We start from the raw sequence: 12,936 nt of genomic DNA, 5'->3' as shown, positions 1-12,936 counted from the left end.
GGTTGTACGTTATGGAAAAGAAGAGAACCTGCCGCTGGGCGACGATCGGCTGCGGCACGATCGCGCATGAAATGGCGCAGGCGCTGCAGCGGCTCGGACGAGGCTTCTGCGCTGCAGCGGGGCGCACGCCGCAGAAGGTGAGGGACTTCGCGGCAGAGTTCGGCATAGAAAAAGCGTACGATACGCCGGCGGCTCTCCTCGCCGACCCGGACATTGACATCGTCTACATCTCGACGCCGCACAATACGCATGCGCCCTACATCACGCAGGCGCTCTCCGCCGGCAAGCATGTACTCGCGGAAAAGGCCATCACGCTCAATGCGCACGAGCTTGCGACGGCGGCCTCTCTCGCTGAGGAGAAGGGACTCGTCCTCGCTGAGGCGATGACGATCTACCACATGCCGCTCTATCGTGCGCTCGCCTCGCGCATCGAGGCGGGCGAGTTCGGCTCGCTTCGTCTCGCGCAGCTGAGCTTCGGCAGTTATAAGCCTTACGATATGGAAAACCGCTTCTTCAATCTCCGTCTCGCGGGCGGCGCACTCCTCGACATCGGCGTCTACGCTTTGTCCTGCGCACGTTTTTTCTTTGCGGAAAACCCTGAGGAAATCGTCTCTCGGACGCGTCTTGCACCGAGCGGCGTCGACGAGCAGGCGGTCATCGTGCTTAAGAACAGCGCCGAGGAAATGGCCGCCATCACGCTGTCCCTTCACGCCAAGCAGCCCAAGCGAGCCGTGTTCTCCTTCGACGACGCTTATATCGAGATCTGCGACTATCCGCGTGCCGACCGTGCTTCCATCATCTGGGCGGCGGATGGACGCCGGGAAGATGTTGCGGCGGGCGAGACGGAAAAAGCGCTCGATTACGAGGTTCTCGCGATGGAGCGCGCCGTCCGCGGGGAAGGAAACGAGATGCGCTTCGACTATACGCGGGGCGTCATGGAGGTCATGACGAAGCTGCGGGCGGCCTGGGGCGTCAAGTACCCCGAGGAAGAAGCGGCTGCAGAAAGATCTTGAGGTGAATGAATGAAATACCGCTATTATCTGTTTGATTTCGACTATACGCTTGCAAATTCGGAAAAGGGCATCGCAGGCTGCTTTCATACGACACTCAAGCGGCTCGGTTACGACGACGTGCCCGACGAGGCGATCCGCCGCACGATCGGCCTGCCGATGGACGAAGCGATCCGCCGCATTGCGGGCATCGAGGAGACGGCGGAATGCGAGCGTTTCCTCGTCAGCTATCGCAAGGAGGCCGACAAGGAAATGACGCCGAATACGCATTTCTATCCCGAGACGCTGCCGCTCCTAGAAAAATTGCGTGCGGCAGGCGTGAAGACCGCCATCATCTCGACGAAGACGCGCCATCGCATCATGGAGAAGTTCATCGCTGAAAATGTCACGCATCTTCTCGACTTCGTCATCGGCTGCGAGGACGTCGAGACGTTCAAGCCCTCGCCCGAAGGCATTCTCGCCGCCTGCCGCCGCTTCGGCGCGGCAAAGTCCGAGGTCATCTACACGGGGGACAACTTGGTCGACGCCGAAGCGGCGCAGGCGGCCGGCGTCGATTTCGCCGCCGTGCTCACGGGCACGACGGAAAGCGCCGCCTTCGAGGCGCTGCCGCATGTGAAGATCATGAAAAATCTCGGCGAACTGCTGGCATAGCGAAGTGGGATTGAACCGCTTTGGACGCACATGGCCGAACATGCGAAAAGATGGCGGTCATCGCTCTGTGCCTGCCCGGATTGCTGCGATGTATTGACGCAAACGCAAAGAACGAATAACCGCCGCGCTTTCGCGCGGCGGTTATTCGTTCAGGCACGATTCTTTCGTCATTCACTTCTCATCCGACTTTTTTTCGAGACTCACCGTCCCATCGGATTCTCCTCCTTTCCGAGTATTCGGAGGCTTCCTTTAACTGCCCCCATCAAGCGCAGGTACCGGTCACTTCATCCGCCGGCTTCCTTTTCCCCTTTTGCTTGCTTTCATTATATAGCAAATGGTTTGACTTGTCAAGATTTTCTGACGATTTACCGTAAAAATCCAAGGGGTCAAGCCTGAGGGGGAGACCGATGGACTTTTCATGTAAGAGGCGCGCACAATCCCTGCAAAGTGAGCATTTGCGCGTATATTGAGTTGAGAAAAGTCCAAGCGCTCCGTTTGCAAAAGCCGCTTTTCGATCATCGGCTTCGCTTTGCCGCCAACTGCTGCTGCTGTTTCGCCAAGTCGAGGAGCGCCGCCTGACGCTCGCGCCGCTCGCGCTCGATGCGCGAGGCGACGTCTTCCGCTTGGGGCGCTTCCTCGACCGTATGCTTGGCGATGTCCAAGATGTCCGCCTGCGCCTGCTTCCTGTCTCCCGCGATGCGTGCGGCGATGTCCTCGGGCGATTCCTCGCCAGATGCAGCTTCCCCTGCCGCCGCCCTGGCTGCCGCTTCCTCCTCGCGCTTTCGCTCTTCTTCTGCCGCTCGACGCGCCGCCTCTTCCGCCTCGGCCTTCTTGCGCGCCTTCGCCTCCGCCTTCTTCAAGCGCCGCTTCGCCTGCTCCGACATATACTTCTGCCACTCCATCGGATCGACCTCGATCAGGCGCGGCTCGGCGATGAACGCTTCATATTCAATGGAATGATTGCCCAGGTATACCTTCCTGCCTGTTGTCACATGCTCCTTTTCCATGGCATAATCTCTCCCGTTCCCTGGAATCGCTGTATCGTGTGCGGGGCGAATCCACGACCGCCCGCTCTCTGCTGTACGCTCTGCAGAGAAAACCCTTTTGCTTTAATTCCCCGTCGATGATTGGAAATCCTTCTTTTTTCTATAGGCGATGCTAAGATTTTCTGATAGAATGATGATGGACGATAAAGGGGAAGGCCAGAGAGATTCGGGTCGTTCTCCGAAAGGCGGTGCAATATGACCACAATCGACAAGGCGGCGCTTCATATCCTCGACGCGGCGGGCTCTTCGCTTCTTTCGGCGGCGGAGCTGCCGCTTACGGGCGAGACGAGCGAATATCTCCTCACGCATATCGAGAAGAGCCGCAAGAGTCCCGACAAGAAGGCGGGGACGTTTTACGAGGACAGCGAGTGCAGGAAGGAAATTGCCGCCTATCTTGCGGGCGAGAAGGATTTCCTCGCCTTTTCGCGCACGCTGGCAGAGAGCTTTCTGCGTGCGTTTTCCCACGCGGCGGAGGCGGCGAGCATGCTGCTCTTCGTGCTCGAAGTGCACGAAGATGAGCGGCGCGAGCTCATCGTCTTCCTCTGTCGCAGCCATGCAGGATTTTCTCCTGCCGTCGTCGATACGGAGGGCGGGCTTTCGGCGGAGCTTTCGGCATGCGGCTCCCTTTTGCCGAGCGCTTCGGCGACGATGGACGAGTTCGCCTTCGTCGATCTTTCGACGTTCGCTGCCTATGTGCGCGCCAAGCGTTACAGCGTCGACGGCAACGCCATCTTCGTCTTGCCCGAGCTTGTCTTGGAATGCGGACAGGCGCCTTCGGCGCGCGAGGCTTTGAAGAAGGCGAGCGATACGGCGAAGAAGGTCGCCGAGGCCTATGGCGGCGATGCCGTGGAGACGGCGGCTGCCGTCAAATCCTTCGTCGCGGGCGAGCTTGCCGAAAAGGATGCCGTGAATCCCTTGGAGGTTGGCCGAGAGGTATTCAAGGGAAATCCCGCCATGCAGGCGGACTACGAGCGGGCGATCGAGGAAGCGGGATTCGCTGCGCCCGTGGAGATGGACCAGGAATCCATCCTCAAGAAGATGAAGAATCACAAGCTCAAAACGGACACGGGCATCGAGCTTGTGATCCCGACGGACTACTTCGACAACACGGAATTCGTCGAGTTCCGCCGCGGCGAAGACGGCACGATCTCCATCACACTCAAGCAGATCCAGAATATCGTCAATCGAGGGTGAGAACACTTTTCTACTGCTTAGGGATAGACAGAGTGCGACGAATATGCTACATTCAAAGTAGGATTTTTCCTACTTTTTGAAAGGAGTTTTTACGATGATGGCAGCAACTGCGCCGGATACGTTTATAGACAATGCCAAAGTCATGGCAAAAGGACAGGTAACGATTCCGAAAGATGTACGGAATGTTCTGGGGCTGGATCACGGAAGCCGGGTCACTTTTATCGTAGAAAAGGGCTCGGTTCGTATGGTAAATTCCGCTGTATATGCTATGCAAGTACTGCAAAATGAGATGCTCGGCGAGGCGCAAAGGGCAGGTCTGACATCGGAGGAAGCGATAAATGCCATGGTCACGGAAATCCGCAGCGAAGGGGAATGATGCGAAATGCGCGTGATGATTGATACCAATATATTGATTTCGGCAATATTGGGAAGCAAAACGCCATTTCAAGCATACTGTAAAGCTGTATCCTATCCGAATTGTGGGATTGTGTGCACGCAGAATATTGATGAGTTAAGGCGCGTGTTCAATCGGAAATTTCCTGAGAAAATCTCTGCGATGGAGCGCTTTTTGGCAGTTGCTCTCTATGGAATCGAGATTGTTCCAATTCCCGATGAATCCGTGAAAGAGGAACGTCGGATAAGAGATACAAAGGATCGTCCGATTCTGCGAGCTGCTGCGGCAGCAAACGTGGATATTATACTGACGGGAGATAAGGACTTCTTAGAATCCGGTATAAAGCAGCCGAAAATTATGACGGCGGCAGAGTTTACAGCAAAGGAGGCGTCATGAAGGACAAAAGAATCCAGGGCGAGATTCAGAATCTCAAGCCGCATATCATGCGAGAACTGCAGAGCCTCTACGATCTGAGCGTGCCGGTTGGGCAGCTTTCGACGAAGGAACTGAACGAGAGGCTCATCGCCGTCACGGAGGAAATCGGGCGCGAAGTCGCCGTCTACGTCGACCGCAAGGGGCGCATCATCGAAATTTCCGTCGGCAACACGTGGACGGTCGATCTGCCCGCCGTCGATGCCCGCTCGGAGGTGCGTCTTTCGGGCGTGCGCTGCATCCATACGCATCCGAGCGGTGATACGGAGCTCAGCGATCCCGACATCTCGTCGCTTCGCCGCCTGCGCTTCGACGCGATGGCGGCCATCGGGCGACTCGCGGGCGAGAGCGTCGGCTGCCTCGGCTTCTTTACGGGCGAGAAGGAAGAGGACGGCACGCTCGAAGTGCAGATTTTCGGCCCTGTGCGCGCCGATCATCTGAATCGCATCCGCCTGACGCCGCTCATCCAGAGCATCAACAGGCGTCTTTCGAGGGAGCGTACGCAGGCGACGGACGATGAGGAGGAACGTGCCGTGCTCGCTGGGATCGACGCGCCCATGACCTGCGCTCTGTGGACGACGGAGGATTCGCTCGCCGAGCTGGCGGAGCTTGCACGCACGGCGGGCGCGACCGTCGTCGGCACGTTCATCCAGAAGAAGGCGAAGCCCGACACGGCGTTCTTTTTGGGGCGCGGCAAGGTCGAGGAGATGGCGATGTTCATCCAGAACGAGCGTGCGACGCTCGTCATTTTCGACGATGAGCTTACGCCGTCGCAGCAGAGGAATCTCGAAATGGCGCTCGGCGTGAAGATCCTCGACCGCACGGCGCTGATCCTCGACATCTTCGCGCAGAGAGCGCGCACGGCGGCGGGCAAGCTGCAGGTCGAGTTGGCGCAGATGAAGTACAGCTTGCCGCGCATCTTGGGACAGGGGCTCGTGCTCTCAAGGCTCGGCGGCGGCATCGGCACGCGCGGCCCTGGCGAAACGAAGCTCGAAGTCGACCGTCGTCGCATCCGTCGTCGCATCCACGACATCGAGGGCGAGATCGAGCGCCTCAAGAAGGAGCGATTGCTGCATCGCGAGCGCCGCCGCGCCGCGCGCATCCCCGTCGCCGCCCTCGTCGGCTATACGAACGCCGGCAAGTCGACGCTCTTGAACGCCTTGACGGGCGCAGAGGTCTTCGCCGAGGACAAGCTCTTTGCGACGCTCGACCCGACGACGCGCTCTCTTCGGCTCGCGGACGGCCGCGAAATCCTCGTGACCGATACCGTGGGCTTTATACAAAAGCTGCCGCATACGCTCGTGCAGGCCTTTCACGCAACGCTCGAAGAGGTCGTTGAAGCCGACCTTCTGCTGCATGTCGTCGATGTGTCGAACGAGGCTGCCGAGTTCCAGATCGAGGCCGTCACTGAAGTCCTTAAGGAGCTTGGCGCAGCCGAAAAGCCCATGCTCTATGTGCTGAACAAGCTCGATCGCCTGACGAACGGCGCAGGCGGCACGGGCGGAGGCGACGCAGCGGCGCATGTCGATCCGGCAGACGATGCGAGACACGAGGCAGCGGGGGGCGACGCGGCGGGCGGTTTTTCCGAGGGCGAGATTCCGTCCTTGGAAGAAGCGCCTTTGCCGCCCGCCGTCCTGCGCCTCCTGCGCGGCCGCGAGGGCTGCGCCATCTCTGCGAGGACGGGCGCGGGGCTTGTCGAGTTGCAGGAAAAGATCGCCGATTTCTTCCGCTCGGGCGAGGTCGAGCTTACGCTTCATATCCCCTTTACGGAGAGCGCAGCCGTCACGCGCCTGCACGAGGCGGGGCGAGTGCTTCATACGGACTACGACGAGCGCGGCACGCGCGTCCGCGTCCGTCTGAGCGAAGAAAAAGCCGCTCGCTTTCGCCGCTATGAGATTTCGTAATTATAAAAAGTCTTTTGCCCTTGCTGCAAGATAGAGGGGCAGGTTCGTGATGGCGCCATCCTTTTGATAGCCAAGCCGGGAAAAGCGCAGTGCACACTGCGGCGCTCGGGTGGCGATATAGCGTTTGAACGACGGTGCCGCCTTGCGCTTTCCGCCCTTGACTTCCACGGGCACGATCTCCATGCCGTTTTGCAGCACGAAGTCGATCTCGCTGTTCTTGTCGGCGTAATAGCGCGGCGCGAGCGGGAATTGACCGCGAAGCTGCTGCAGGACGTAGTTCTCTGTCAGCGGCCCTTTGAATTGGAAGTCGCTTTTGAGGAGAATCGCACCGTTGTCGACGCCCGCCATGTGCTTCAGCAGCCCCGTATCGAAGAGGAAGAGCTTGAATTGGTCGAGCCGGTCGAAGGCCGCTAGGGGATGCTCCATCTTGGAAACATTGCAGACGCGGCTGAGGATTCCTGCCGAAACGAGCCATTCGATGGCCTCTTCAAAATCACGCGCCCTGCCGCCCGTGCGCACGGCGCCGTACATGAACTTCTCGTTCGCCTTGGCGAGCTGGGAAACGATGCTTCGGAAGACCAAGAGGATGCGCGCACGGTTGACCTTGCCGTTGTGCTTGGAAAAATCGTTTTCGTAAATCTCGACGAGTTCATGCTGGATGCGCGCGATCTGCAAGGGATCCTTCGCTTCCTGCCAGGACGCGACGCATTCGGGCATGCCGCCGATGATCAGATAATGGTCGTAGGCTTCAAGCAGACGATTGTGGAAGATTTCCTCAATCGGCTGCCCTTTTTGTATGCCCGCGTAATAAGCGTAAAGCGCCGGATTCGTCGCGGCAAGAAATTCATCAAAGGTCAAAGGCCCGAGATCGAGCAGATTGACCATGCCGACAGGATACGACTTCGGCTGGGCAAGGAGCGTCCCGAGCAGGCTGCCCGCCGCGATGGTCGCATAGTCGCTCGCTTTTTCCTTGAAGTATTTGAGTGCGTTCAGCGCTGACGGGCATTCTTGAATTTCATCGAGAATCAGCAGGGTCTTTTCCGGCTCGATTTTCCTGTTCACAATCAGAGAGAGCAGTTCGACGATGCGATGCGGGTCTTTGTTTGTTTCAAAGATGGACTTGAGCGCCTCGTCCTCGTCGAAGTTGAAATAGACGAAGTCTTCGTATGCGGTCCTGCCGAATTCTTTCATGAGCCAGGTCTTGCCGACCTGCCGCGCTCCCCGCAAGACGAGCGGCTTGCGATTCTTGCTGTCTTTCCATTGCTGCAAGGCGGCCATGGCATTGCGCTTCATGCGGAACGCCTCCTTCCTCGTTCGATTTCGTTGTCCTGCCACGGGAAAGGCAATCCCCCAAAGGGAGCAGGACTTCATGCAGGACAAGCATCACGATTTTCTTCATAATATAACTGTATTCTTGCACGTTTTTCTGTATTCCACAAGCCCTTTTCGCACGTTTTTCTGCATTTCATAATATATTTTTGCACATTTTTCTACAAAACTGCGATGAGAAGTTTTATTGAGAATATCTTGCGACATAAGTCGTCCTTGGGCTTGACTTCTTGGACTTTCATAGTACACTAAAGGAGATGCCGCATTTTCCGAATCATGCGGCGACTTTTGCAAGCTGCACGGTCTTGCCTTCGGCTTGACCGCTTGGATTTCCAATCAAAGGAGATGTTTTTCCATCATGAAAAGCGAGTATTTGCGAGGCATTGCCTACGCTCTGCTCTTCGCCGTTCCCGCCTATGTCCTCGGGAAGTTCTTCCCCATCATCGGCGGGCCTGTCTTCGGCATCCTCCTCGGCATGTGCTTCGCGCGCCTTGCGCGTCCGAAGAACTTCGAGGCGGGCATCAGCTTCACGGGCAAGAAGATCCTGCAGTACGCGATCATCCTCTTGGGCTTCGAGATGAACCTCTACCATGTTCTGTCGGTCGGCTCGCAGTCGCTCGCCGTCATGGCATCGACGCTCGCGACGGCATTTCTCGTCGCCTGGGGCGCGGGCAGGCTCTTGGGCGTCGAGGGTGATGCACGGACGCTCATCGGCGCGGGCACGGCGATCTGCGGCGGCTCTGCCATCGCGGCGGTCGCGCCCGTCATCGGCGCGAAGGACAAGGACATCGTCTTTTCCATCTCGACGATCTTTCTCTTCAACGTCATCGCCGTATTCATCTTCCCTTTCCTCGGGCACTTCATGGGCATGAGTGACCTCGGCTTCGGCATGTGGGCGGGCACGGCGATCAATGATACATCATCCGTCGTTGCGGCCGGCTACTCCTACAGCCACGAGGCAGGCAGCTATGCGACAATCGTCAAGCTCACGCGTGCTTTGTGCATCGTGCCCGTGTGCCTCGCCTTCGCGCTCTTCGCGGCACGCGATTCCAAGGCGGAGGGCAAGGGATTCAGCCTCAAGCGCATCTTCCCCATGTTCATCCTGTGGTTCGTCGTCGCTTCCATCGTCAATACGACGGGCGTCCTGCCCGAAGCGCTCTCGCACTTCCTCGGGGAAGCGGGCAAGTTCGCCATCGTGCTCGCCATGAGCGCCATCGGTCTCAACACGGACTTCGCCGCGCTCTTAAAGAACGGCGTGCGCCCCATCACGCTCGGGCTTTTCTGCTGGATCGCCGTCGCCGTTGTTTCGCTCATCGTGCAGCATTTCATCGGTATCATCTGATACACGTTTATAGAAAAAGACGGCGGGACTGTATACGGGAAGGTGGCCTTTTTTTCAACTGGAACGGACATATCCTGCGCCCGATTCGTTATCCACACTGTCCACAATCCTGTGGATAAGTTCTGCACAGCGCGGTTGATGGTTGATTTTTCTTGAGAAATCGGCGACTTTTCCACAGGGTTTATGCACAAAGTGGACAAATCTGGGGATAAGTTCTAGGGAAGCACTGATAAATTCAGCCCCCCATCTTCGTACATCTGGCGACTTCATTTTATCAGCGCTTCCCTAAGCACATCCATCTTGGAAGGAGGCCCTATGGTATCCGAATGGGAAATACTCTTGCGGCTGACGCTCTCGTGTGTCCTCGGCGGCGTCATCGGCTACGAGAGGCAGTCGCGCCGCAAGTCGGCGGGGCTTCGCACGAACATGCTCGTGTGCCTCGGCTCGTGCCTCGTCATGCTCATCTCGACGGCGATCTATCAGGGCGTCGAGGGCAGGACGAACGCCGATCCTGCACGCCTTGCGGCGCAGGTCGTCTCCGGCATCGGCTTCTTGGGTGCAGGCGCAATCATGAAGGAGGGGCTGACGGTCACGGGACTGACGACGGCCGCCTGCCTATGGGTCGTCGCGGGCGTCGGCCTCGCCGTTGGCGGCGGCTACTATACAGCGGCTCTTTTGGCGACAGGGCTCGTCTTCGTGACGCTCGGCGCGCTTTCGCGCATCGACGAGTGGGTGCTGCACGATAACCACATCCTCTTGACGGTCTTCACACGCGACCTGCCCGGCCAGATCGTGCACATCAACGAGTGCCTGGAGGATATGAGCCTCACCGTGCATACGGTCAAGACGATGCGCTCGCATGACAGCGACCATGCTCTCGTGCTGGAATTCGAGCTTTTCAACCATGCGAAGGTCAAGGGCGTCGCACTCGCTGAAGCCGTCAGCCGCATCGAGGGCGTCACGGGCGTAAATATTGCCTGAGAGAAAGAGTCACCGTCCTGAGACGCCTTCGAGCTAGGCGGTTTGCCCTGCAAGGCGCGGCACGATGGTATTCTCGGTCGATTAGACGCAAAGGACAGAATTTGCTATAATGAAATGACCATAAGACAGTTCCGCGCTTTTCCAAGAGAAAATCTCTTGGAGGAATTGCTCCTAATATCTATATTTTATGAAAGGGTGTGGAAACCTTGAATCTTTCTGTACGCATTTTCATCTCGCTCATCCTCGCGGTCGTCGTCGGACTTGCCGTGGGAGAAGAGTACATCGGCTTCATCAACTGGTGGATCGCGCCGATCGGCACGATCTTCATCAACCTCATCAAGATGATGATCGTGCCTGTCGTATTCTCGTCGCTGATCGTGGGCGTCACGAGCCTCGGCGACACGAAGACGCTCGGGCGCATCAGCGCCAAGACCGTCGGCATTTACCTCTTTACGACGGCGGTCGCTATCGTCATCGGCTTCGCCGTCGCGGGCGTCATTCATCCGGGCGTAGGGCTTGAGATGAGCGGCACGGCGCCCGAGGTGAAGGAAGCGCCGTCCATCATGCAGGTCTTCGTCAACATGATCCCGACGAATCCCGTCGCGTCGATGGCGAAGGGCGACATCCTGCCCGTCATCATCTTCGCGCTCTTCATCGGCGTCTCTATCACGCAGGTCGGCGGCGAACGCGGCGAGAAGCTCATCCACTTCTTTGACGCCTGCGCCGAGGTTTGCTACAAGGCGATCGGCATGATCATGTCGTTCGCGCCGTACGGCGTCTTCGCGCTCCTCCTGCCCGTCGTCGCAAAGAACGGGCCGAAGGTGCTGCTGCCGCTCCTTTCCGTCATCGTCTGCTCCTTCATCGGCAGCGTCATCCACGCGGTTCTCGTCTACTCGACGATGGCTTCCGTCTTCGGCAAGATGAGTCCCGTGAAGTTCTTCCGCGGCATGTCGGAAGCGATGATGCTCGCGTTTACGACGTGTTCGAGTTCGGGCACGCTGCCGGTCAACATGAAGAACTGCGAGGAGAAGCTCGGCGTCTCGCGCAAGATCTCGTCCTTCGTCCTGCCTCTGGGCGCGACGATCAACATGGACGGCACGGCGCTCTACATGGGCGTGTGCTCGCTCTTCATCGCGAACGTCTTCGGCATCGATCTCACGTTCCAGCAGATGGCGATGATCGTCCTCACGGGCACGCTCGCCTCCATCGGTACGGCAGGCGTGCCGGGCGCGGGTCTCATCATGCTCGCGATGGTTCTGCAGGCGGCGCAGCTGCCGTTTGAAGGCCTTGCTCTCGTTGCCGGCATCGACCGCATCCTCGACATGATCCGCACATGCCTCAACGTCACGGGCGATGGCGCTGTCGCCGTCGTCGTCGCGGCATCCGAAGGCGAGCATTCCTCGTCGAAGAACTGAGGAGAATGCCATGCGGCATGGTCTTGCAAGGATTCTGACGCGCGTTCTTCTTTTCGCCCTTCTCACGGCGGTTCTTCCTTTGCCTGCAAATGCAGCAGAGAGTGCGGCAGCTTCTGCCGTCAAGGTCGCAGCCAGTGAGAATGCGGCTGCCAAGGCTGCAGCCGCCGAAAAGGGGGCTGACGCAAAATCTTCAGCGGAAAGCGCGGCCGACCCAAAGGCGGCGTCCGGGAAGGAGATGCTTCCCGCGCCGCTCGGCCAGCGTCATATCGTGCTTCTGCATCCCGTCGTGCCGCGCTCGATGCCGCCCGAGATCATCGAGGAGATGAAGTCGCGCTTCGTGCGCGACTTTCATGTGCCGCTCAATGAGACGCTGCGCGCCGTGGTCTATGCAGACGACGCCGGCGTGCAGCAGGCGATGAAGATCATCTACGACGGCAAGGGAAAGCTTGAGGAGCGTGTGCGTGAAGCCGCCGAGGCGACGGACGCCGACTACATCGCGGGTTTCGTCGTCACAAATTACGAGGAGTCCTCCTACCGCAACTGGAAGGGCGACCTTATCCTGCACAGTTACGTCAGTCTGCAGCTCGTCGGCTACGACCGCGAGCGTGATCTCGTCATCGACCTGCCTGCTTCGCGCAGCTACAACGGCGAGTACACGAGGAGCGGCACGGCGCGCATCCTCGCGCTCTTCGAGCTTGACCGCTTGATGGACGAGGCGAACTTTTCCTCGACGCTCTTTCCTGTCACGGACTGGATCGACAAGCCGCGCGAAAAGAGTGCGGATGCAAAATGATACAGGAAAAGGGGATGTGAAATAGCACGTCTCTAAATAACAAGGGGCTGTCGCACATAAATCATGTGCGACAGCTTTTTCATGCACAAAAAAGCCTCCGCCCTAGCAAAAGGGGGGAGGCGAGTGCAAAATAGACTTATGCTAAAAAACCGAATCTTACAACCAGATTATACCGCATGGAGCGAAAATTTATCAACCTTGCCTGCCTCTAAATTTTGAAATTCAGATTCCAAAGAATGACCCGGTTCGCCTGCTGCGCCAATCATGCACAGCCCCGTTTTGCTGGGGGACGTGCCTTTCGCGCACGGTGTCACGCACACGGTTGACAGCAATGCGTTTCCATGCTATACTCTGTTACAGTGAAGGGAGAAATTCTCGGGAAAATGCCATGAGTTTTAGATTTTTCCCGTGGACAAAAGTTTCCTTGATATTACAGGGTTTGCGG

12 protein-coding genes are annotated in these 12,936 nt (G+C 58.0%); 10 read left to right on the top strand and 2 right to left on the bottom strand.

Annotation, left to right across the window (positions count from 1 at the left end):
• The first annotated feature begins 11 nt into the window (after window positions 1-11).
• Entirely contained in the window at window positions 12-1,013 is a 1,002-nt protein-coding gene (locus OL236_RS10305) for a Gfo/Idh/MocA family protein (RefSeq protein ID WP_265070542.1), read from the top strand.
• A gap of 9 nt (window positions 1,014-1,022) precedes the next feature.
• Window positions 1,023-1,661, top strand: a complete 639-nt coding sequence (locus OL236_RS10300; RefSeq protein ID WP_265070541.1) for an HAD family hydrolase — start codon at window positions 1,023-1,025, stop codon at window positions 1,659-1,661.
• 515 nt (window positions 1,662-2,176) lie between these two features.
• Here the strand turns inward: OL236_RS10300 and OL236_RS10295 are convergent.
• A complete protein-coding gene (locus tag OL236_RS10295; RefSeq protein ID WP_265070540.1) occupies window positions 2,177-2,668 on the bottom strand; it encodes a hypothetical protein in 492 nt (163 codons plus the stop codon).
• Between the two features lie 234 nt (window positions 2,669-2,902).
• Between OL236_RS10295 and OL236_RS10290 the strand changes: the two genes are divergently transcribed.
• From OL236_RS10290 to hflX, 4 genes are all read left to right on the top strand, one after another.
• Window positions 2,903-3,901, top strand: a complete 999-nt coding sequence (locus OL236_RS10290) for a nucleoid-associated protein (protein WP_265070539.1) — start codon at window positions 2,903-2,905, stop codon at window positions 3,899-3,901.
• 94 nt (window positions 3,902-3,995) lie between these two features.
• A complete protein-coding gene (locus tag OL236_RS10285; protein WP_264917908.1) occupies window positions 3,996-4,277 on the top strand; it encodes an AbrB/MazE/SpoVT family DNA-binding domain-containing protein in 282 nt (93 codons plus the stop codon).
• A gap of 15 nt (window positions 4,278-4,292) precedes the next feature.
• Entirely contained in the window at window positions 4,293-4,691 is a 399-nt protein-coding gene (locus tag OL236_RS10280; RefSeq protein ID WP_265070538.1) for a putative toxin-antitoxin system toxin component, PIN family, read from the top strand.
• Window positions 4,688-6,631 carry a GTPase HflX gene (gene hflX, locus OL236_RS10275; protein ID WP_265070537.1) on the top strand — a complete coding sequence of 648 codons (1,944 nt, stop codon included), beginning with the start codon at window positions 4,688-4,690 and terminating at the stop codon, window positions 6,629-6,631. The genes OL236_RS10280 and hflX overlap by 4 nt, the downstream gene beginning before the upstream one ends.
• Here the strand turns inward: hflX and OL236_RS10270 are convergent, their stop codons facing one another.
• Window positions 6,632-7,924: an ATP-binding protein gene (locus tag OL236_RS10270; RefSeq protein ID WP_265070536.1), complete on the bottom strand. Its 1,293-nt coding sequence runs from the start codon at window positions 7,922-7,924 to the stop codon at window positions 6,632-6,634.
• Window positions 7,925-8,318: 394 nt separating this feature from the next.
• On the opposite strand from OL236_RS10270, the gene OL236_RS10265 reads away from it, so the two are divergent.
• The 4 genes from OL236_RS10265 to OL236_RS10250 all read left to right on the top strand — a co-directional run bounded on the left by OL236_RS10265 (window position 8,319) and on the right by OL236_RS10250 (window position 12,491).
• Window positions 8,319-9,302, top strand: coding sequence for a YeiH family protein (locus OL236_RS10265; protein WP_265070535.1), 984 nt, complete (start codon window positions 8,319-8,321; stop codon window positions 9,300-9,302).
• A 315-nt stretch (window positions 9,303-9,617) separates the two neighbouring features.
• Window positions 9,618-10,283 (top strand): MgtC/SapB family protein, encoded by a 666-nt coding sequence (locus OL236_RS10260; RefSeq protein WP_265070534.1) that lies wholly within the window; start codon window positions 9,618-9,620, stop codon window positions 10,281-10,283.
• A gap of 197 nt (window positions 10,284-10,480) precedes the next feature.
• Complete coding sequence (locus OL236_RS10255; RefSeq protein ID WP_265070533.1) at window positions 10,481-11,698, top strand: dicarboxylate/amino acid:cation symporter; 1,218 nt, start codon at window positions 10,481-10,483, stop codon at window positions 11,696-11,698.
• A gap of 10 nt (window positions 11,699-11,708) precedes the next feature.
• Window positions 11,709-12,491: a hypothetical protein gene (locus OL236_RS10250; protein ID WP_265070532.1), complete on the top strand. Its 783-nt coding sequence runs from the start codon at window positions 11,709-11,711 to the stop codon at window positions 12,489-12,491.
• The last annotated feature ends 445 nt before the right edge of the window (window positions 12,492-12,936 follow it).

This window comes from Selenomonas sputigena (assembly GCF_026015965.1).
Classification (GTDB): domain Bacteria; phylum Bacillota; class Negativicutes; order Selenomonadales; family Selenomonadaceae; genus Selenomonas.
The sequence above is the reverse complement of the archived record's forward strand: the minus strand, read 5'-3'. Positions and strand labels throughout refer to the sequence as shown.

Excerpts from the sequence above, each read along its gene's own strand:
- hflX (WP_265070537.1), top strand. The coding sequence starts at position 4,688 with ATGAAGGACAAAAGAATCCAGGGCGAGATTCAGAATCTCAAGCCGCAT.
- OL236_RS10250 (WP_265070532.1), top strand. The coding sequence starts at position 11,709 with ATGCGGCATGGTCTTGCAAGGATTCTGACGCGCGTTCTTCTTTTCGCC.
- OL236_RS10265 (WP_265070535.1), top strand. The coding sequence starts at position 8,319 with ATGAAAAGCGAGTATTTGCGAGGCATTGCCTACGCTCTGCTCTTCGCC.
- OL236_RS10290 (WP_265070539.1), top strand. The coding sequence starts at position 2,903 with ATGACCACAATCGACAAGGCGGCGCTTCATATCCTCGACGCGGCGGGC.
- OL236_RS10280 (WP_265070538.1), top strand. The coding sequence starts at position 4,293 with ATGATTGATACCAATATATTGATTTCGGCAATATTGGGAAGCAAAACG.
- OL236_RS10295 (WP_265070540.1), bottom strand. The coding sequence starts at position 2,668 with ATGGAAAAGGAGCATGTGACAACAGGCAGGAAGGTATACCTGGGCAAT.
- OL236_RS10300 (WP_265070541.1), top strand. The coding sequence starts at position 1,023 with ATGAAATACCGCTATTATCTGTTTGATTTCGACTATACGCTTGCAAAT.
- OL236_RS10260 (WP_265070534.1), top strand. The coding sequence starts at position 9,618 with ATGGTATCCGAATGGGAAATACTCTTGCGGCTGACGCTCTCGTGTGTC.
- OL236_RS10285 (WP_264917908.1), top strand. The coding sequence starts at position 3,996 with ATGATGGCAGCAACTGCGCCGGATACGTTTATAGACAATGCCAAAGTC.
- OL236_RS10270 (WP_265070536.1), bottom strand. The coding sequence starts at position 7,924 with ATGAAGCGCAATGCCATGGCCGCCTTGCAGCAATGGAAAGACAGCAAG.
- OL236_RS10305 (WP_265070542.1), top strand. The coding sequence starts at position 12 with ATGGAAAAGAAGAGAACCTGCCGCTGGGCGACGATCGGCTGCGGCACG.